General features: G+C 43.6%; 16 protein-coding genes and 1 pseudogene. 12 read left to right on the forward strand and 5 right to left on the reverse strand.

Annotated features, from left to right (window positions below; translation table 11 throughout):
• Window positions 1–675: 675 nt before the first annotated feature.
• Entirely contained in the window at window positions 676–822 is a 147-nt protein-coding gene (locus tag AC0YNV_RS39105; RefSeq protein WP_475772859.1) for a lmo0937 family membrane protein, read from the reverse strand.
• A gap of 373 nt (window positions 823–1,195) precedes the next feature.
• Here AC0YNV_RS39105 and AC0YNV_RS39110 point away from each other — a divergent pair, with 373 nt between their 5' ends.
• The 4 genes from AC0YNV_RS39110 (at window position 1,196) to AC0YNV_RS39125 (ending at window position 5,760) form a co-directional block, all read left to right on the forward strand.
• Window positions 1,196–1,729, forward strand: coding sequence for a DUF1003 domain-containing protein (locus tag AC0YNV_RS39110; protein ID WP_475772860.1), 534 nt, complete (start codon window positions 1,196–1,198; stop codon window positions 1,727–1,729).
• 379 nt (window positions 1,730–2,108) lie between these two features.
• Complete coding sequence (locus tag AC0YNV_RS39115) at window positions 2,109–3,221, forward strand: GerAB/ArcD/ProY family transporter (RefSeq protein WP_475772882.1); 1,113 nt, start codon at window positions 2,109–2,111, stop codon at window positions 3,219–3,221.
• Window positions 3,222–3,616: 395 nt separating this feature from the next.
• Window positions 3,617–5,101, forward strand: coding sequence for a phospholipase D-like domain-containing protein (locus AC0YNV_RS39120; protein WP_475772861.1), 1,485 nt, complete (start codon window positions 3,617–3,619; stop codon window positions 5,099–5,101).
• Window positions 5,102–5,325: 224 nt separating this feature from the next.
• On the forward strand, window positions 5,326–5,760 hold the full coding sequence (locus tag AC0YNV_RS39125; protein ID WP_475772862.1) for a hypothetical protein: 435 nt from the start codon (window positions 5,326–5,328) through the stop codon (window positions 5,758–5,760).
• A 289-nt stretch (window positions 5,761–6,049) separates the two neighbouring features.
• On the opposite strand, the gene AC0YNV_RS39130 is transcribed toward AC0YNV_RS39125, so the two are convergent.
• From AC0YNV_RS39130 to AC0YNV_RS39140, 3 genes are read right to left on the reverse strand one after another with little or no spacing between them, the layout of a single operon-like run.
• Window positions 6,050–7,135 carry a Ger(x)C family spore germination protein gene (locus AC0YNV_RS39130; RefSeq protein WP_475772863.1) on the reverse strand — a complete coding sequence of 362 codons (1,086 nt, stop codon included), beginning with the start codon at window positions 7,133–7,135 and terminating at the stop codon, window positions 6,050–6,052.
• On the reverse strand, window positions 7,132–8,361 hold the full coding sequence (locus AC0YNV_RS39135) for a GerAB/ArcD/ProY family transporter (RefSeq protein WP_475772864.1): 1,230 nt from the start codon (window positions 8,359–8,361) through the stop codon (window positions 7,132–7,134). Before AC0YNV_RS39135 ends, AC0YNV_RS39130 begins: the two co-directional genes overlap by 4 nt.
• Window positions 8,262–9,674, reverse strand: coding sequence for a spore germination protein (locus tag AC0YNV_RS39140; RefSeq protein ID WP_475772883.1), 1,413 nt, complete (start codon window positions 9,672–9,674; stop codon window positions 8,262–8,264). The genes AC0YNV_RS39135 and AC0YNV_RS39140 overlap by 100 nt, the downstream gene beginning before the upstream one ends.
• A 1,113-nt stretch (window positions 9,675–10,787) precedes the next feature.
• Here AC0YNV_RS39140 and AC0YNV_RS39145 point away from each other — a divergent pair.
• The 6 genes and pseudogenes from AC0YNV_RS39145 to AC0YNV_RS39170 form a co-directional block, all read left to right on the forward strand.
• Window positions 10,788–11,039 (forward strand): spore gernimation protein GerQ, encoded by a 252-nt coding sequence (locus AC0YNV_RS39145; protein WP_475772865.1) that lies wholly within the window; start codon window positions 10,788–10,790, stop codon window positions 11,037–11,039.
• A gap of 39 nt (window positions 11,040–11,078) precedes the next feature.
• A complete protein-coding gene (locus tag AC0YNV_RS39150) occupies window positions 11,079–11,459 on the forward strand; it encodes a spore coat protein (protein WP_475772884.1) in 381 nt (126 codons plus the stop codon).
• Window positions 11,456–12,592 carry a zinc-dependent alcohol dehydrogenase gene (locus AC0YNV_RS39155; RefSeq protein WP_475772866.1) on the forward strand — a complete coding sequence of 379 codons (1,137 nt, stop codon included), beginning with the start codon at window positions 11,456–11,458 and terminating at the stop codon, window positions 12,590–12,592. Before AC0YNV_RS39150 ends, AC0YNV_RS39155 begins: the two co-directional genes overlap by 4 nt.
• A gap of 27 nt (window positions 12,593–12,619) precedes the next feature.
• The gene (locus AC0YNV_RS39160) at window positions 12,620–12,826 is read left to right on the forward strand and encodes a hypothetical protein (protein WP_475772867.1); all 207 of its coding nucleotides are present in this window, start codon (window positions 12,620–12,622) and stop codon (window positions 12,824–12,826) included.
• Window positions 12,823–13,122, forward strand: coding sequence for a spore coat protein (locus AC0YNV_RS39165; protein WP_475772868.1), 300 nt, complete (start codon window positions 12,823–12,825; stop codon window positions 13,120–13,122). Before AC0YNV_RS39160 ends, AC0YNV_RS39165 begins: the two co-directional genes overlap by 4 nt.
• 129 nt (window positions 13,123–13,251) lie before the next feature.
• A pseudogene (locus tag AC0YNV_RS39170) lies at window positions 13,252–13,771 on the forward strand (manganese catalase family protein); the annotation flags it as partial.
• Between the two features lie 1,433 nt (window positions 13,772–15,204).
• Here the strand turns inward: AC0YNV_RS39170 and AC0YNV_RS39175 are convergent.
• On the reverse strand, window positions 15,205–15,732 hold the full coding sequence (locus AC0YNV_RS39175) for a hypothetical protein (protein WP_475772869.1): 528 nt from the start codon (window positions 15,730–15,732) through the stop codon (window positions 15,205–15,207).
• 827 nt (window positions 15,733–16,559) lie between these two features.
• Here AC0YNV_RS39175 and AC0YNV_RS39180 point away from each other — a divergent pair.
• Entirely contained in the window at window positions 16,560–16,967 is a 408-nt protein-coding gene (locus AC0YNV_RS39180; RefSeq protein ID WP_475772885.1) for an RNA polymerase sigma factor, read from the forward strand.
• The gene (locus AC0YNV_RS39185) at window positions 16,945–18,309 is read left to right on the forward strand and encodes a DUF4179 domain-containing protein (protein ID WP_475772870.1); all 1,365 of its coding nucleotides are present in this window, start codon (window positions 16,945–16,947) and stop codon (window positions 18,307–18,309) included. The genes AC0YNV_RS39180 and AC0YNV_RS39185 overlap by 23 nt, the downstream gene beginning before the upstream one ends.
• Window positions 18,310–19,167: the final 858 nt, after the last annotated feature.

Consider the following 19,167-nt stretch of genomic DNA (forward strand, 5'->3'; position numbering starts at 1 on the left):
AGTGAGAACCTCCAGGGGCGGCGTGGAGAATACGTGCAGGATATGGAAGAATATGGGGTTTCAATCTCCCCCTCTATTTCCTCACGCCTTCATGTTGTCCAGGTCTATGAATTGGTCACCCGAACGACCTTCATACATGTCTAACAAGGGTGAAATCCTGCGAATAAGCGAGCATTCGTGAGAAAACTTAATCGTACCGAGGGAGTTTGATAAAGACATTTGACGAAGGAACTGTCGCGGCATTTGTAATTAGAATGAAATTTGGTTTTCATCTGGCGTTAATGAATCGAGCCTATAATAGAACTCGACCCCCTTTAAAATAAAAAAAGGACCTACATCAACGAGTCAACGAGATGTGGGTCTTTTTCTGCTTTCTGTAGATCTTCACAAAATAAGAGATTTAACACATATGTACAAAAAAAAGACCCCTCTGCTTAAAGAAAGGATTCGTAATAAGTATCATTAACATCCAAGCGTTTAGAGATAATGTCGGAAGACAACATCGATTTGGGTCCGCACATTGGGCGGATTTTTCATTTTAAGGCTATAAGTTCTTATCAACTCGGATAAGAACTTATAGCCTTTTCCGATTGAAGACAAAAACATGAACTGCAGAGATTCGGTTCGTCGAATCAATAAGGCAGTTAAAACGATGGAAAATGGACGACTACTGGGTTAACGGCTTCTCCTACCGGCAACTAAATTATAGATCAGTGAAATCAAAGCTAATACAAGGAGAATGTGGATTAATCCACCTGCGATATGAAAAGAAAAGCCCAACACCCATAGGATGATTAGAAGAACAAAGATGCTCCAAAGCATGTAGCAACCCCCTCTAGATTTGTATTTCTTATTTAGTTATTACCACGCATAAAAGGAATTAAACCTGCCGTCGCGGCAGCCCTTCGCTCGTTGAGATATGGGGAGTGAGAACCTCCAGTGACGGTGTGGAGAATACATGCAAAAATATGGAAAAATACGGGATTTCAATAAAATAAGCGAGATCAGGGGCTTACATAGCCTTGAATAGAAAGTTCAAGCTCATCCTTTTTTCTTTTCATCGTATGTCTAGTGAAGTTTCTTCACCGGCTATAAGGCAGAATAAAAGAGAGGATAAAATAACCAGTCCTTTTCTTGCGTGCTCGTTGCCTGTGACGGGTATATAGGAAGGGACCTTGTGCAAAGGAGGAACCGGATGAAGAGAAACGAAGTGCAGACGTCCAGTGATCCGCAAAAACGGCTTGAGTCGGAAGAGATTCTGCTGAGAGAGCTTGAGCAATACCCAAAGCAGAAGTTAAGTAAAGACGATGTGAATCGTGTCGCCCTTATGGTGACTGAATATCAAGGAAAGATTAAATCTCACCTGTATGAGCAACAGGAGAAGAAGGCGACTTGCATGGATCGCTTTGCGGACCGGGTCGCTAAATTCGGAGGCAGTTGGCGTTTCATCATCCTGCTTGGCGTTATCCTCACCGCTTGGCTCCTATGGGACAGCAGCCGTACGTCGCTGTTCATCGTCAGCTTCGCACTATCTATCTTTACCGCTTTCCAAGCTGCACTTATTCAGTCAAGCCAGAACCGGCAGGCTGGCAAAGACAAACAGGAACAAATGTTGGACATTGCCATTAATTACAAGGCGGAACAAGAAAACCTGGAAATCCAAAACATTTTAAGATCGATAGAAGAGCGCCTGCAGTCCATGGAAAAATGGCAAGACAAGGACTTATAACCTTAATCATATTGGGATAAAAATATGTATTATGAACGTAAAGTTAACTGGTCATAGCTCAACAAGGGAGGACCATTAAGGTCCTTTATTTTTTTCATTCCCCCTCGAAACAGCATCACCTAGACTGTCATAGGGTGAACCTTACCCCTCTGGTGCTGCAGCTTTTTATTAGCTGCTATTCATTTTAAGCGCGTATGTTCTGACGCTACAATCTACTCTCGTTTTATAGAGCCTATTTATGAAAATCCGCAACCCATATTTCTTTAAAGTCTCAGAGGGAATACTGTAAATTAGCAGGGGTACGATACATATTTAAATGAAAAAAATGGAAGGCTACCTGTATCATCGCTTTTTAAGGAAGGAGAAGATTAACTTGGAGATGCGTCAAGTAACAACGATCCAGGTGGCAGCCGTTCTGATTAGTACGACTGTTGGAGTCGGTGTACTAGCTCTTCCTCGCCTTGCCGTTCGTGCGGCTGGTACGGGAGCTCCGCTTATCACATTGCTCGGGGCGCTTATCGGATTGTTCGGGCTGCTTCTCGTTACAGTGCTCGGCGTACGTTTTCCTGAAAAATCGATCGTACAGTACAGTGAGGACATTCTGGGAAGGGGTATCGCATTTGTGGCAAGCGTGAGCATCGTTTCGTTCTTCACCGTATGGACGGCGCTCATTTCCCGGGAATTCGGAGAAGTAGTCGTAACATCCATACTGAAACGGACTCCCTTGGAAGTGACTGTCCTTTTGATGCTGCTGCTTGCTGCAATCTTTGCAAGAACGGACATCCTGACGTTTGTCAGTACTCATCTTTTTTACATGCCTATTATTATGGGGCCAGCCCTTATTTTGTTAACGATGTCTCTAAAAAATTCCCACATCCTGAACTTGATGCCGATATGGGGGAACGAGCATCACCAACTGTTTAATGGGATATTAATGATTGCCGCCTTGTTTCAAGGCTCATTCATCATGACGCTGATCATTCCGTTCATGCGTTCCCCTAAGAGAGCCTATGCATCTATGATTTGGGGCTGGGCTCTTCCGGTCAGCCTGTATCTATTCATCACCATCGCTTCTGTAGCCGTATTCGGACCTGAGGAAGTCAAATTATTGATGTGGCCCTCCTTGGAATTGGCAAAAACAACCTCATTTCCGGCCAATATATTGGAACGGCTGGATGCAGCGCTTTTGGCGGTATGGGTTACCAATGTGTTCACGGCGCTGTTCTCCAGTTTTTATTTTATCATTAGATCCTTAACCCATATGTTTCATCTGCGTGACCATAAAATGTTCTCCTATTTCATACTGCCTTTTATTTTTCTGATCGCCATGCTGCCGCAAAGCGTGCTCCAAATGTATGAGATCATAGGACTTGTTGGAAAAATAGGACTGATTATTACAATCGGGTATCCGGTTTTATTGCTAATTATTGCTATCATTCGTAAAAAAAGCGGAGAACTGAATGTTATCAGGAACAGCAGCGGGAAAAGTTAGCATCGTCTTCGTTATATGTCGTTCTTGCCCGGATATTCAAACGACGATGCCATGACAAAACAGTCGAAAGTTAACGGATAAGTGGTTTCTTCAAACAATACGCTAACGGCTCACACTAATAAGTTCTAGTTAAGGACTACCTGCTCCTTAACGCTTTGTCGTATTTCTTCCCCTGTCCCATTGTAAATCCCTCCATCATTTACTTTAGAGGTTTTCTCTTTGTCCATCTATTCGGGGGTAAGGTCATAATATCCATCGAGCAGGATGCATAGGCGTCCTGTTCTTTTTAGTTTTGTTGAGCCTATAGGTAAAATTTCTACTGCCAACTGGATATATTCGTCACAATTTGAACAACTTATTTTTAGATAACGATATAACGATGGGGAGGTTTCATTTTGATGTGGATTTTAGGGCTCTACATATTGAATGCTGTCTGTATGTTAGTTTTAGCCATCCGTGAGGTCCGCAAGCCGGCAAAAGCTCTGAATTGGCTGGCAATAGGTCTCATTCTGCCTGTTATCGGTTTCGTTGTGTATCTTATCATTGCAAATCCAGTGCGCATTCGTCGGGAAAGACTCACTTCTTCACATAATGATTCAGATCCCTTACCTGATTCGTTCAGCCGTACATCCTCAATCATCGCGCAATCTGTAAGGCAGTTGACCGTGCATGGGCTCAATGAAGGCCATGTCCAAATCCTTACGAACGGTATTGAAACGTATGAGAAACTTATCGAATCCATACAGAAAGCGCAAAGAACCATTGATTTGGAATATTTTATATATCGGGATGACCAGGTAGGCAAACCGATAACGGACGTACTGATCGAGCGGGCTAAATCCGGTGTGCAGATACGGTTTGTTAGGGACGGCTGGGGGAGCAGGCAATTTCCGCAAAGTCAGATTAATCGGATGATGGACGCCGGAATTGAATGCCGGACGATATTTCCAATACGTTTTCCCTGGTTACCCACTTTGACTCATCGGGATCATTGTAAGATTGTCGTGATTGATGGAAAAGAGGGCTTTACAGGCGGTATTAATGTCGGGTATGAGTATACCGGATTAAAGCCTGACGTAGGGTTTTGGCGTGATACCCATATACGAATAAAAGGGAAGGCTGCTAACGATTTGCAGACTCTATTCGATGTCCATTGGAAAATCGCTTCGCAGGAAAGAATGAAAAAAAAATCACCGCAGAAGCCCAGTCGAGATAAAAGGCATAGGTTACAACCCATCACTCCTTCAGCCAGATTTTCTTTTTTGTCAGAAGAATCAAGTGCTGAACTGGGTACGGATGTTGATCCCACTCCGGGTACTGAGGTGCTGCACCACGCTTACATACAGACGTTGGAAAGCAATCCTGGACTGCCAACGCAAGTCATCCGGCAGGCTTACTTCATTTGTCTGACGCAAGCGGCTCGGACCATTGACATAACCACGCCATACTTTGTGCCTGAAGCAGATATCATTATGGCTTTAAAGACAGCCGTGGCACGGGGTGTGCGTGTAAGATTGCTGGTTCCGCGCCACGTTACCCCCAAAATCGTTGGACCTGCGAGCCGTACCTACTATGGAGAACTGCTGGAAGCAGGGGTTCATATTTATATGTATGAGAGGGGTATGGTCCATGCGAAAGTGGTGATCATCGATGAGGACATGGCTGGAGTAGGCTCAGCGAATTACGATATGTCAAGTTTTCGTCTGAATTACGAGGTGATTGAATTCTTGTACAATGCTCGCGTAGCGCAGGAACTCACAGAGCAATTCGAGCGCGATCTCATTGATTCCGTTCCTTTGCTTATAGAAGAATTGAAACAGCGCTCCTATCAACAACGCTTTATCGAGCAAGCAGCACGTCTATTTTTCCCTTTATTATAAAACCTGCCTAAACCTCTCTCATGGGGATTATAGGCTCAATACTAAGAAGGTTTAAGAATCACTCATGCTTATTTGGAATGATAATATTGAATCTCAATGCGGTAAGCCAAAAGGAGAACCCAACCAAAAGCATCAGGCGATTCCTCTCTTTTGTTATGAGCGTAATAAAATGCCTTACTTAGTGTTTGACATAGAAAGAAAGCAATCTATGGGAGGGTCAACTTGTGGTGGTTCAAAGTGAAGATATTCAAATGTATATTTATGAATGTGGGATGAGGCGACCAAGCTCCTGCCGGTATCCTTTGATGAAAGGGAGAATAGGACCAAGCAAATCTTTGGGACAGCGTTTTCTTTCCATTCAGCATATAACACGTTTTTCAATTCATCTATGCCGTGGGACTGGATCTGCAGTTCCAGCCATTTTTTATCAAACATCTGCAGTTTTCAGATTGTCCCAATTATTTCTCCCGTCAGTGATCAACGTTGTTGGCAAATATTCGTTAATGAAAGAAGCCAGGAGCGACTTGTTCCTGGCTTTACTTTGGAGCCAAACGGAAGCAAGCATTAGCATTCTTAAAAAAGCGGACTACGATACCGTAAAACGTCAAGATTTGAATCTACCTTTACAAAGCTTTATTATTGATAACTCTGTTGTGTAGTTTGTCCGCTTTGTTGCTGTTGTTGCAACTGACGGGCTAACTGCTCAATTTGTTGTAGCTGCTGAGCTGAATTTTGCTTCGGCCTGATACAAATTTTGAAATTGTTGGATTCCCATTAGAGCGTTGTTTTGTCCTTGCGTTTGAGAAAACGCTGCTAAAGCGACTGCCGCTGCTCGCAGAATTAGCGAATGAGGCGGTCCTTATTAAGTCGGATCGAGCCAGCGCCATAACTGGCACCGTCGCCAACGGACCTGCGGCGAAATGTCGACCGACAGACTCTGGAAAAGTCTTATTTGCTTACACTGGTCAAAGGGCGGATGACAACTTGATAATCCACATTAATCTTCATATGCTCCCAGTAGTCTTCCCATCGTCCACTGGTCATCGCTTTTTTGAATGGGGTAATCGTATGTGTACCTACCTGTAAGGGATCTACTTTCCACCGCTGCATTTTGTTTAGAAGGTTCAAGGTATTTTTATTTAAATAGGATTCAATCTCAACCTCCAGATCACTTAATCCATCGTGTTCGGACAGATTGTTCTCCTTTTGATACTCTTCAAGCTTGGCTTCAAGCTTGACTTGCAGGGAGAGAGCCGAGTAATCGCGGCTAATTTTCATACTGGTTTCAGCCCGGATATTTCCAAGACTCAAGAAGAGCTTAGGCATAGGAAACTGCTTGAGGTAATGATCGTTATCGATAAGCTGGAAGATTTCATCCTCTTCATTTTGGATTGTTCCCATGAGCGTATCGCCATGTAACAATGCCGTCCCATCGTAGGTGAAATTTGAAGGATTCGCCTTGAAGACCGGGAGAACCGGATACGGCGAGGGGGAATAGCGACGTTTCAGATAATTATGCAGATTGACAATGGTCATCTCTCCTTGATGATGTGTCTCATAGTGCTTGAACATGCGATAAAGAAAATATTCCAAATTATCCTGTTCGGCCAATTGATCATTCAAATATTCATCAAATCTTCCCCGTACTATGACAGGGAAGATTCGCGGGGAAATATCGGGATCGATGAGAAAGGTTTGGAGCGCCTTGGTTCCGTTATGCCTTACATAATTCTCGTTCAGAAACAGCATCCGGAGCTGTCCAAGCTTTAATTCCCGGTAAAAGTTCAAATTGAAATTCTTTTCGCCTTGCTTCAACATATCCACCTGGATGGATAACAGTTTTTTCTTCTCATTAAGTAAAGGCGGCACCACTGTGCTGATTTTGAGCTTTTTCCCGTTTCCCTCGTCAATGGACCATAAAATAGTCGGAGAGATTTCTTCAACCGTATTCTTATCGACAAAGGGGGAGCAGCCGCTAATCCATATGCAGCCGCCAAGCAAGATCCATAGGTATGTCCGTTTGGTGATTCTCATGAAGGTAAGCGTCCTTTTTTTAGTTTTATGGCAATGAAGAGTAAGGAGGGAACAATCAAATAGCTGAAGGCGCTGGAACAAATTTCGACGACTACCATGATATTCAATGAAGATTCCGTACGCCAAATCCATTTGTATGCCACAATCATCCATGCATATAAAGCCAAGGAGCACAAGATGAACCCAATACGGCTGGTTGGCTTGAGATTGATTCCCAAAGAAATCCTTCCTGCTCCATAAATCAATAGCAAGAACAGCGAGATAAAAAACAAAAAGTTGAACATGTGAAGGGTAATAAATAGCATATCTATTCGTTCAAGCACGGGATATTGAAGATAACGAATCATGTTCAGGATGGGATAACTGACTTTATCAAGATGGGCCGAGCCGAAATAAAATAATGAACTGATAAACAGGATTAAATATTCAATAATGGTGAGGGTATTCGCCAAGCTGAACGATTTGATCATCTTGGATTTCGGCTTTAGCCATGGGGAAAGGCAAACCAGATACTCCGGACCGGAAAAGGCAGCCCATATAAACAATAGGGTTTTCCATGGAGAATCTATACCGTCAATGGGAAACAAGGGATATATATCATAAAGATGTGCAAAAGGTGGCAAAAGGAAAGGGATGTAAACCATAATGACCCAGACTGAGCATAAGAAAACGACAACAATAAACCGGATTGTTTTATCTATACCATATGAGGCAATGTAGAAGCCAACCAAAAGCAGGGATAAAGTCAACCAAACGGCATTCATGGAGGGAAAAATAAATTTATCCAAAATTTCAACGTAACCGAGGGTGATGACCGATAGCTTAATAACAAGCAGGAACAGGCCAATTACAGCAAACAGCCGAAGCCTGCCCATTCCAAAAAAATTGACCAGCCCTTCATAACCGGAACCGGAATGCCCTGAAGAAAACCATTTTGATAAGAGGATTAAATTAAACTGTGAAATAAGGCCAACCCCAATTATCCCCCATATCATATAAGGGTGGACCAAATAGGTAGGCATGATTAAAGGATAATATAGAATTTGAATGCGGTTGATCAGCAAAAAGGCATAGACGCCGCCGTAAGTATGCTTTTTCTCGAATAATGCGACAGGATTCATGAAAGTCACCTCTTCCGGCTTGTTCGCCATTTCTGTAAAGGGTGCAGCGATGCTGGCCGGTCCTTCATCCAGCTCAGCGGCGCCCGAACAAACAGATCCGCCCACTCTTTTCCGTAAAAAGGGGAAACAGGAGCAAAAAAAGGCTCTTTCAAGGAGGAAAGTCCATTCAAATGAGCCAGCAGGCAGGCAAAGCCAAGTATCAAGCCGTATATTCCCATGGAAGAAGCCATCACAAGAAATAGAAATTGAATCAAAGTGCTGGACTTGGTCATCAGGTAGTTGGGCACCAAGTAAGAAGCGATAGCTGAAATACCGACCAGAACGATGAGGACTTTACTGACAAAACCCGCTACCACTGCAGCTTGACCAATAACGATACCGCCAATTACTCCCAGGATTTGCCCCGATTTGGTCGGCATTCTCAAACTGGCTTCCTTAATGATTTCCAGGGTGATTAGCATCATAAACGCTTCCCAGAAAGGAGTAAATGGCAATTTGCTGCGGGATTCCATCAATACATATAGAATTTGCAGCGGAATCATTTCGTAGTGATGGGTGGATACCGCCACATATAAAGGAATTAAGAATATCGACAGGAAGAAACTGAGATATCGGATAACACGAAAAAAACTGGCAACGTTCCAGCGAAGAAAATAATCCTCCGGCGATTGAAAGAGGTGGAAGAAGGTAATCGGAGCAATTAATGCGTAAGGTGTATTGCCTACCAGAATAACGAGCTTGCCGAGCCCCAGGGAATAAACACACTGATCCGGGCGGTCTGTTTCCAGAAATTGAGGAAATACAGTATATTTATGGTCTTCTATAAAAGCGGCGATCTGTGATGAATCAAGAAACATGTCATAATCGATCGCTTTAATTTTTTCTCTGGCTATGGAGATAAACTCGGGATTAGTCAGCCCTTTGATATACATAAGGACAACTTCCGTTTTAGTTAACGAACCGACGATAAATTTCTCCGTTTTGAGTGCGGCAAGAGGCAGACGCCTTCGGATCAGTGTGATATTGTGTTCCAATTGCTCGTCAAAACTATCCTTAGCTCCATAAATAATCGTTTCCGTGACGGATTGTTCTATGGCGCGGCTAAGCGGGTTCTCCAACTGCACTGCCAGCCACTGATTCTCAGGCATATTGACGATAAGAACATATCCGGTAACAAGCTTGTCCTCTGCCTCCTGCATGGAGGTAATAATCATTTTTGATACAGCAGGTCCTTCTTCTAGCGTCTCTTGTGGATCGATATTTAAGGGTTCAACGATGGCTTCGTTTAATCGCTCAGTATCGATTAACGTCTTAATATAAACCAGGGTCGTCTTCCGGTTTTTGTTGAACTCATGCTCGTCAAATTGGGCATCGCTCATGCCTTCAAGAAGAGCCTTGAGATTGTCCATGGTTAGCATGGAGCTGGCATCAAACAAGGAAATTCACCACCTTAGTCCATATTAATTGTCATTTTTAATATGCTACAAGCCTGGTTTGTTTATCCTCCGCTGGTCTGTTTAAGATTGAATAAGTTCAATTTCCAGGAACAAGATATCTCTTTTTGAAATATTTTAAAAGAAGGTGAGTACAAACGTTAGCCGCCCATGAGTCCCCTGAAATCCATGAGGCGCTCAACTTCAAAGCCTATGCCCAAGTCCACATACAGCAATCCAGGCAAACAATTGCAAGATTTTAATCGGCCCCGGTATCGACTGGGCAGTGATTATGACGGGATTATAGCCGAATGGAAGTATATTACACGGGAAATGAACGCAGTTATTATCTGCTTGGATATCAAACGTTGTTTGATTCACGGAAGTTTCGGACGATGGGCGACTTTGGGAAAGTGATGAGGATCAATTTTTAAGTTTGCTGGCGTATGCAGCCGAGCAGGAGCGTAAAAAGAATCGGCAGCGGCAAGCCGAAGGAATAGAAGTTACCAAGGCGAATGGAGTAAAGTTTGGTAGTACCAGGCAGGAGATCGATTCCAACTTTATTCAGGTATATAAGGAATGGAAGGGCGGGGGATAATGGCTGTTTCGGCTATGAAGACCTTAGATATGAAACATCGGACATTTTATCGGCGTGTGAAGGATTATGAATCATCACAACTATAATGTCGATGGGTACATATCTCTTTTTAAGCTAACTGGGCACGAAAGCACAATGTCGAAGGGAAGTCGCGCGGCTGCCCATAGCATGCTAATGGAGTGTAATTCCAAATGCAACATGAGCTAATAACCATAAATATCCATTTGATTGCCCTGGTGTTAGCGACGCTGGTATTACCCAAGAGTGGAGGAGCTGACGGGTTTTTTTAACGGTCACGGTAAGTTTATTTTAATCGAATCTGGTCCAAACTTATTTTTCAAATAATACAATTGTTCTTCCGAAATAATCGATTGTAATTTATCTTGTCGGAGTAAGCATCATCATAAATAGGAATCGTTAATAAGTGTTATGCGTTGAATAGGTTCAATTTCCGGAGGAAAAGATATCTCTGTTCAAATATTTCAGAAGAAGGTGGGTAAATGATCAACCAGCAGGAAACGTTAGCCGCCCATGAATCCCTTGAGATTCATGAGGCACTCAATTTCAAAACTCTCTGTCTGGCCAAGTCTAAATTAATGCAGGGCCTGGTGTTCGACCAGGAGCTGAAAGATTTGATGCAGAAGGATGTAAAGCAGAGCATGCAAGCCATTGCTGATCTGCAAGCTGTGTATACCAGAGCTCCCTTTCATGCCCCTGTCCCGGAATTCCGACCAACCCCCATTTTGAATTGAGGTGACAATATGACATTGAATCAGGCAGATCCGATTAAGATGGATTATGTTGATCCCGCTAACTCGCTGAATATGCCCGAAATGGCTGATATGACATTTGCCATGGACTTTCTTATCCGCGCCAAAGAGGGGGTGCGAAACACCGCCACAGCATTGACCGAGGCTGTTTCACCCGATGTCAGGGCACTTTTGCGTACTCAGCTTCATCAAGGCATTGCGCTTCATCAGGAAATTACGGACCTGATGGTTCGCAAGAAATGGTTTCACCCCTATGAGCTCCAGAAGCAATACCAATTGGATCAGCTGTCAGCTAATAATACGGTGGAAATCAGCAAGCTGAAGCTGTTCCCTGATGATACAACACGCAAAGGCATGTTCGATCGCACGCCGGACGAGCACATAGGAGGAAATAAGGCATGAAGGCAGTTACGTACCAAGGCATCAAGAATGTTGCCGTGAAGGAAGTCCCAGATCCGAAGATTCAGAAGGCGGATGACGCGATTATCAGACTGACGACCACAGCCATATGCGGTTCCGATTTGCACCTGATCCATGGGATGATTCCGAATCTGGAAGAGGATTATGTCATTGGACACGAGCCGATGGGTATCGTTGAAGAGGTCGGTCCCGGCGTGAGCAATTTGAAAAAAGGCGACCGTGTGATCATCCCGTTCAACATCGCCTGTGGGGAATGCTTTTATTGCAAAAATCACTTGGAAAGCCAGTGTGACCAGTCGAATGAGCATGGGGATATGGGAGGGTATTTCGGATATTCCGGCACAACCGGCGGCTATCCGGGCGGACAAGCCGAGTATCTGCGTGTGCCCTTTGCGAACTTTACGCATTTCAAAATTCCGGAAAACTGCGAGCATCCCGACGAGAAGCTGTGTCTCATCGCGGATGCAATGACAACGGCGTTCTGGAGCGTCGATAACGCCGGTGTTAAGGAAGGGGACACGGTCATTGTCATCGGCTGTGGGCCGGTTGGTCTATTGACGCAGAAGTTTGCCTGGTTCAAAGGGGCAAAGCGTGTAATAGCGGTGGATTACCTCGATTACCGTCTGCAGCACGCCAAACGGACGAACAAGGTAGAGATCGTCAACGCAGAGTCGGAGGAGAATATCGGCAACCACCTAAAGGAAATGACCAAGGGAGGTGCGGATATCGTGATCGACTGCTCGGGAATGAGCGGCAAGATGTCTCCGCTTGAATCCCTGGCAGCCGGCCTAAAATTGCAAGGCGGGGCGATGGGCGGTTTTGTTATTGCCTCGCAGGCCGTACGCAAAGGCGGCACGATTCAGGTAACAGGCGTGTACGGTGGGCGATACAATGCTTTCCCGTTGGGTGACATTTTCCAGCGGAACGTCAATATTCGTACAGGACAAGCGCCTGTCATTCACTATATGTCTTATATGTATGACCTGATCGATAAAGGCAAGATAGATCCAGGCGACGTTGTGACGCATGTCATCCCGTTAAGCGATGCCAAACGAGGCTATGACATTTTTGACACGAGACAAGACAATTGCATCAAAGTATTGCTCAAGCCGTAATTTTACGATATAGGAGGAATTCTAACGATGTATGCCCTGCATGAAACGCTCGAGGTTCACGAAATGGCCGCGTTCAAAACCATATGCTTGACCAAGGCCAAGACGATGCAAGGATTAATTTCGGATGCGGCTTTGAAGGATATTTTACAGCAGGATGTTGAGATCTCGACCCGCCAGCTGCAGGAGCTAGGGGCGATTCTCACGCAAGCTGCCGATCAGGAGGTTAAGGTATGAACACTCTTCTAGAGCATTTAACCGGTATGAACACCCTGACCGACCAGGTCATTGCGATGGACTTTTTGATTAATGCGAAAAGCGGAGTGAGGAACTACGCAATGGCGGTAACGGAAGCCGGAACACCGGAAATCAAGGCGATACTCACGAAGCAATTGGAGGAAGCCATTGATATCCATGAGCGAATCTTGACCTACATGCTGGAGCGTGAGTGGTACCATCCGTGGAACGTGCAGGAGCAAATGCGGTTTGACCTGCAGAATATTCAGACAGCCTTGGATGCACCTGTGCTGTAGTGTGAAAACCCTTATCAAAATTTCTATTCAGTAAGTGGAAAACGAAGCGATTGTCTCCGATTCCATGATGGTTGGTTTTCATCGAACAACAATACAAAGTCTTCTTATCACTAACCAAGGAGTGAGTACCCAACTGCGGCTAAAGTGTTGCAGGAAATACTGGGTGGTCGATTTGGAGAAATGCGCACGATGATGCAATATTTTTTTCAATGCTCCAATTTCAGGGGCAAGGAGAAGCAATATCGCAACTTGCTGCGTGGCATTTTTATTGAGGAAATTTCACACGTCGAACTCGTTCAGACTACCATCAGTCAGCTTCTGAACGGGGCGGGAGAGACGATGGCTGGTAACAGCGGGGTGGATCATGCCCCTCTGGATGAGGCTATTAAACATGCCAATCCTCATCACTTTATCATCGGCGCTCAAAGCTCACTACCCGTCGATGCAAGTGGAAATCCATGGAATGGTTTCATGGGTATACAGCCATGGAAATCTAATCAGTGATTTGATGGACAATCTCGTCCTGGAATCCACTGGTGTGCTTCAAAAAACGAGAATTTATGAAATGAGTTCCAACAAAACCTTCCGTGAGACGCTTGCCTTTCTGATTGTACGTGACAACGCGCATCAGAATGCCTTCGCTCCAGCAAGAACTGCAAAATGCTAGCACATTGGAGGATCTGGCCGGACAGAACAACAAGCCGCTCAGTTAACTTCGACAAAGCCCGAATAAAAACCTCCTCCCCGCGTTCGTTTTCATGAAGGGCGGAAATGAGGTTTTTTGTTTTTTACAGCTGTTAAGCTGGTGCTTTAGCTGCATCTTAAATTAACGTTGGTTGTTCATGCCGAAATTATTTTGTCCGGTTTGAAAGCTACCGGCTTGCGAACCTGCGGAATAACCGACATGCGAAAGAACGGGACCTTCCTGCTGGTAAGCTTAAGTTGCTTGGTAAACCGGGTTTTGTTGAGTTGATGCGTCCGTAAATGCTTGGTTAAACTGCATAGCGTTTGTTGGCCGGGACCCCATGTTGTTATTGAACGATCTTGCCGAGTAGCCGGTATGGGCTATTACAGGTGACTTCCATATAAGTGGACTTGACTCAAAAATTTAAGCGCTTGCGTGCGTTATTTTCTATACTCAATTTTTATTTCATCTTCTTTCAATACAGTAAGATAATACCCAATTTTACGCATAAATTGACATGCAGAATCGAACGATTGGAAACACGAGCTCTGAGTGTGTGTTTCGGCAACAAACCATCCGTTGTAATGAACTACATTACCGATTCTCCTGCCCTTTCTGTATTCCCATATCATTAACTCACACCTCCTGTATATGCCAATTTATAATTGATACTTCAGTGGTTGAGGAAATCGTCACATGGGGCGAGTAACTCGCACTGTGCTTATCCGTTGATGGCAAGAAGGTCCTGAGGGAAATCTCTGAGCATTTGCTCATTGTGTATAAGGTCTGAGTTGAACACTAAATTATTTAATCTCATTTCATAAAATCCTCCGGCTTCAACTTAAACCCTGAATGACCTTGTTATTCCCAATAAAAACAATACCATTCCTAAAATGACTTATAAAACCTTTACCAAAGCATGAAATTGACGGATAAAACTCAATCTTTATGAATGGTTATTCCAGTATTTCAGCGGGACGAATATGATCGACAAATATTGAAAATAGCTAACTACTCGTGCCGCGCGGCATTGCTCAGGTGCGATATCTATTCGGAAGAAGGGGGAGGTATATTGAGAGGTCACATAACAAAAGTATAGATATGGAAAAGAATTCTTTACTTTAATAAATGATTCTCTCAGTGTCCCTTACGACAACGCGTAGACTCAAACCGCACGGAGAAGACAGGTGATTTTGCTAACGCAAGACGAATTTAATTAAAATACAACACGAGGCTACGCAGGATTGAGCAGCAAACTCGCTACACGGAGAACGTTAGTTTAAGTATCAAAACAATGAAGGAGCTGCCGCGGCAGCTCCTTTGCTTCTTCACAAAATCAGAGATTTGACCCCCAGTTGACACTGGATGACTCACTTCCGCACGACGAATTGTCCAGGTTAATTGGCGCCGATGACCTTGAAGTCTGCGCTGACGAAGACGTGGTGCGGCCAGCTGACGCCCATGATGTGGACGTTATACTCGCCGTCGCTCATCTTCGCAACACGGTTGACGACGCCCCCCGGATAGGCGTACAGCACAGCTTCCGTCACTTTATCCGCCTCTGTTCCGCTAACGATCGTTCCCGATCCCTCACTATAGTTTGCCGGGATTTGACCGACAGACTTTGTCGTAGTCGCTTGGTCTTGATCTTGACCTTGATCTTGGTCATTACCTTGACCTTGTTTTTTCACGAAGGGGATTACTTCTGAGGCAGTAGCAGATTGGCCGTCAGGCGGTGTCAAGATAACCTGAGATGCCTCAATGGTAGGTCCATTAGCCGTTCCTAGTGCGAGGACAAAGTCTCCCTTTGTAATGGCATTCGCCGATGTTGAACTCGTTCCCTTCATGTACGTCGTAGAGGACGTTTCGTTGACGGTCACCTGCAGACCCGTTGATGTCGTCATTGTGAAGTCAGACGTGGACACACTGTCGACCGTGCCAGATGCTCCACCTTGAGCCGGGGCAGACCGAGCGTTTGGCGCCTGGCCGTTTCCTCCGCCAGATCCGTCCTGTGACTTTATAGGACCACCATTATTCTGTGTTTGTTGTTGTGTTTGTGGAGAACTAGCTGAATTAGAAGCTGGTGTATTCGTATTCGGAGAAGAGCATGCTACTAAAGAGGCAAGACATATTCCCATTGCAGTTACTGCAAAAATCTTTTTCATAATGATCACTCCTACTCAATTTAAATGTTGTTGTGTCTTTCAATAGCTTTAATATATACGTACTAACTGAAGATACGTTGAATGTTGCCTGAAACTTAACTGAAAAGAATCAGCATGGATGAAAGATGATCGAGAGAAGATCCACGTTGGCTCGTAATGTATCGGGTAACCGTCTTAAGCTAATCGTTCCGCTAACTGGGTACCATAGTTGAATGAAGGCGCAACGGCAGCTGGTCACACGATCGGGTGCCGTTGTCCATTGAAGTAATGGGCAGGATACTGGGAATAACTTGAAGAAGTTATAAGTCTGATGGATAGTGATGGGAATTCGTTAAGCTAAAGGGTAACGATAGTGCAAAGACCAGGAACAGATCGCCGCGGTAGGCAACAGTTCCTTTTTCGTTGAAGTAACCGGCAGGATACTTCCAATATGTGCTGTTATAAAATCGGTTGTTTTCAGTGCAGAAGCCGGCGTGGCAACTGCTCTATTTTTCATTACTGCATACTAACCACCTCCATAATCTCATGAGAGGGACTTTTGATGATGCATTTTTTCACAGTAGCTTTGTTTTTTGTAATCTAATGTCCTGAAAGGTCTTGAACGGCTAGATCAGTATCAAGAAGGAACATCGTTTGGTGCATGGCTGTACAAAATTGCTTACCATGAGTGTCTAAATAGAATTAATCGAGCTAAGACATTTAAAAGGTTACTGCGAATACTCAGTCGGTCAACTGCCACGGTACAAGCTGAAACGACCATTACGAAATTGCAATTTAATCAAGAGTTGCATGGAGCAATGTTGCAACTGAACCTAAAGGATCGCCACATCATTTGGCTGCGTATTGTTGAGGAGAACCGTTTCGAAGACATAGCCATTCAAATGAATATGAGTTATGCAGCTGTAAGAAAAAGATATGAGCGAGCAAAGGACAGATTAAGACGTACCATCGCCATTAAGGAGGATGATAAAGATGGGCGAAGCTTTTCATACTGATGAACTTGAACTAAAAGAGATGTTTAATGAAACAAAATTACCCCCAATCCATTTGGAAGTAAAATTTCTGAAAGCGGAGCAAACACACAAAAGCGTTAAAATAAGAAAAGCAGTTACTCACAAATGGGTGATAGCGGGATTTTGCTCATTTTTAATTATAGTCCTGCTTGCAGGGGCTGTTTTCTCCATCCCGGTTTCAGCGGAACAATTCAAAAGGATACCACTCATTGGGAAGCTGTTCTCAGGGAATATCTTCTCAATTGCTGGGGATAGCGGCATTCAAACTGGCCAGAACGCTGGAATGTCTACGAAGGTTCCTTTGGAAGCAAGCGATAAAGGTGTGACTATTAAGCTGCAAGATGCTTTGTTTGACGGAGCCAGACTATCTATAAGCTATGAAATTAATTCTGCAAACCCTGATAACTTGATGTTTATCAACGACATTACCGTAGCAGTCAATGAAGGCCCGCTAAAAGCAGCTACATTTGAGACAAAGCCTCGTCAAATGAATGCAAATCAGTCCATAGGCATCTTAACTGTCGATATGGATCAGATGGAATGGATAAAAAAATTTATATTGGAGCTAAATATAAACGAACTAAGAGCCTCAGACTTAGGCGAAACAAGTAAAATCGCTGGAAAGTGGAGTTTTAAGCTATCCGTTGATAATCATGCATTAGAGAATAGCAAATATAAAAAGCTGGTAAATGGACCTTCAGTAAAGTCTGACGACGGAGAGTTTCAATTGACGGATTATTTGATTACACCAATAACAACAAAATTGGGATATCGTTTTGTAGGAAATACAGAATGGCTGGGGTTTCAAGTCAAAGACGCAAAAGGTATGATTATTGACTGGTTAGATAATCATTCTGACACCACAGCGAACGGAGTTATCGGTACTTCTAGATATGTTCCTCTTCCAGAAGGAACGAAGGAGATTTTTGTAACGCCGTATTACTTGCTCCCCGATAATGTGGATGAGGAACTAAAGAAAGTCAAAGTCAACCTGACGGACAATTACCCCATTACTTTATCTCAAGGAAACGTTGGAGAGATCCGTGTAAACAAAGTAGAATTTCAAACTGAGAAGACACTAATTTATTATGAGGTGATAGGAAAGAACCCTAAGTTTCAATCCTCTTCATTATGGATGGAGACGTCAGACGGTCAGATGGTTATTTCCGATCCTGGTATCCATAAGCGAATAAGTGATTCCTCCAATAGTTATGTATTAGAGTACCCTGCTCTTAACCCCAATGAGTCATATGTGTTAGGTACGATGATACAGACGGATCTTAAGCTATTAGAGGATTTAACGCTCAAACTCGCTGTAGATTGAAGAAAAAAATATCCTCTAAGAGATAAACCGAAGCCTTATTCATTGAGCTAACGGGTACGATAACTCAATGAATCTTGGAGCAGTTTGCCGAAGGCAGCTGCTCCATTTTACGTACTATCACAGATAGGATAATAATAACTCCTTCTTTCCAAATACAGAATAAGGTAATATTAATAATAGTTGGAGGTGGGGTTTATGACTCGGTTAATCATGTTCTCTTTCTGGATTATCGTTCTATTAATAGAAGTTATGTTCTTCTATAATACGATCCACAAAGTGCATGACTTTGAAGAAACTTTGTTTATTATTGTGCTCATTACAATTACGTTAGTTGTGGGAGCAGTTGGCATAATAATCACTCGAAATGATTGGCATAAATGAGTTCGCGTAGTTCCTTGTCACACAAAATCGAGTTTGTCTTGAACGGGTACGATAGTGGAGGAGTTGCTTCGTCCTCTTCGGTTTCGAAGTTAGTTAATGAGCATTAAAAAGGAGGAATATGAAAAAACAAAGGAAGTTCCTGCTTAACCTAGCGATGGGTGAGTTAGCAGCCGCTTGTGTTTTCCTGGTAGTATACTTCATTTATTTTGACTTTGGATTTGCAAGTCTGCTTGCGTTATTATACCTTGTCTTCATCTTATTCCAAGGTGTTCTGTACTGGGTATTTAGATCTCAATTCTTGAGTAAATTCTTGATGGTTAGGAAAACCCTCAGGGTTCTTAGAATTACAAATTTTATTTTAGCGTGTTTAGTATTTATTTTAATGATCATACTCGCACAGAATAAAAGAGATCTTGTTATAGGAGCTCTAATTTTCGTTTTTTCCGTAATAGAATATATAAATTACTATTGGTATCG

It is taken from the genome of Paenibacillus sp. JT31N11 (genome assembly GCF_056269285.1).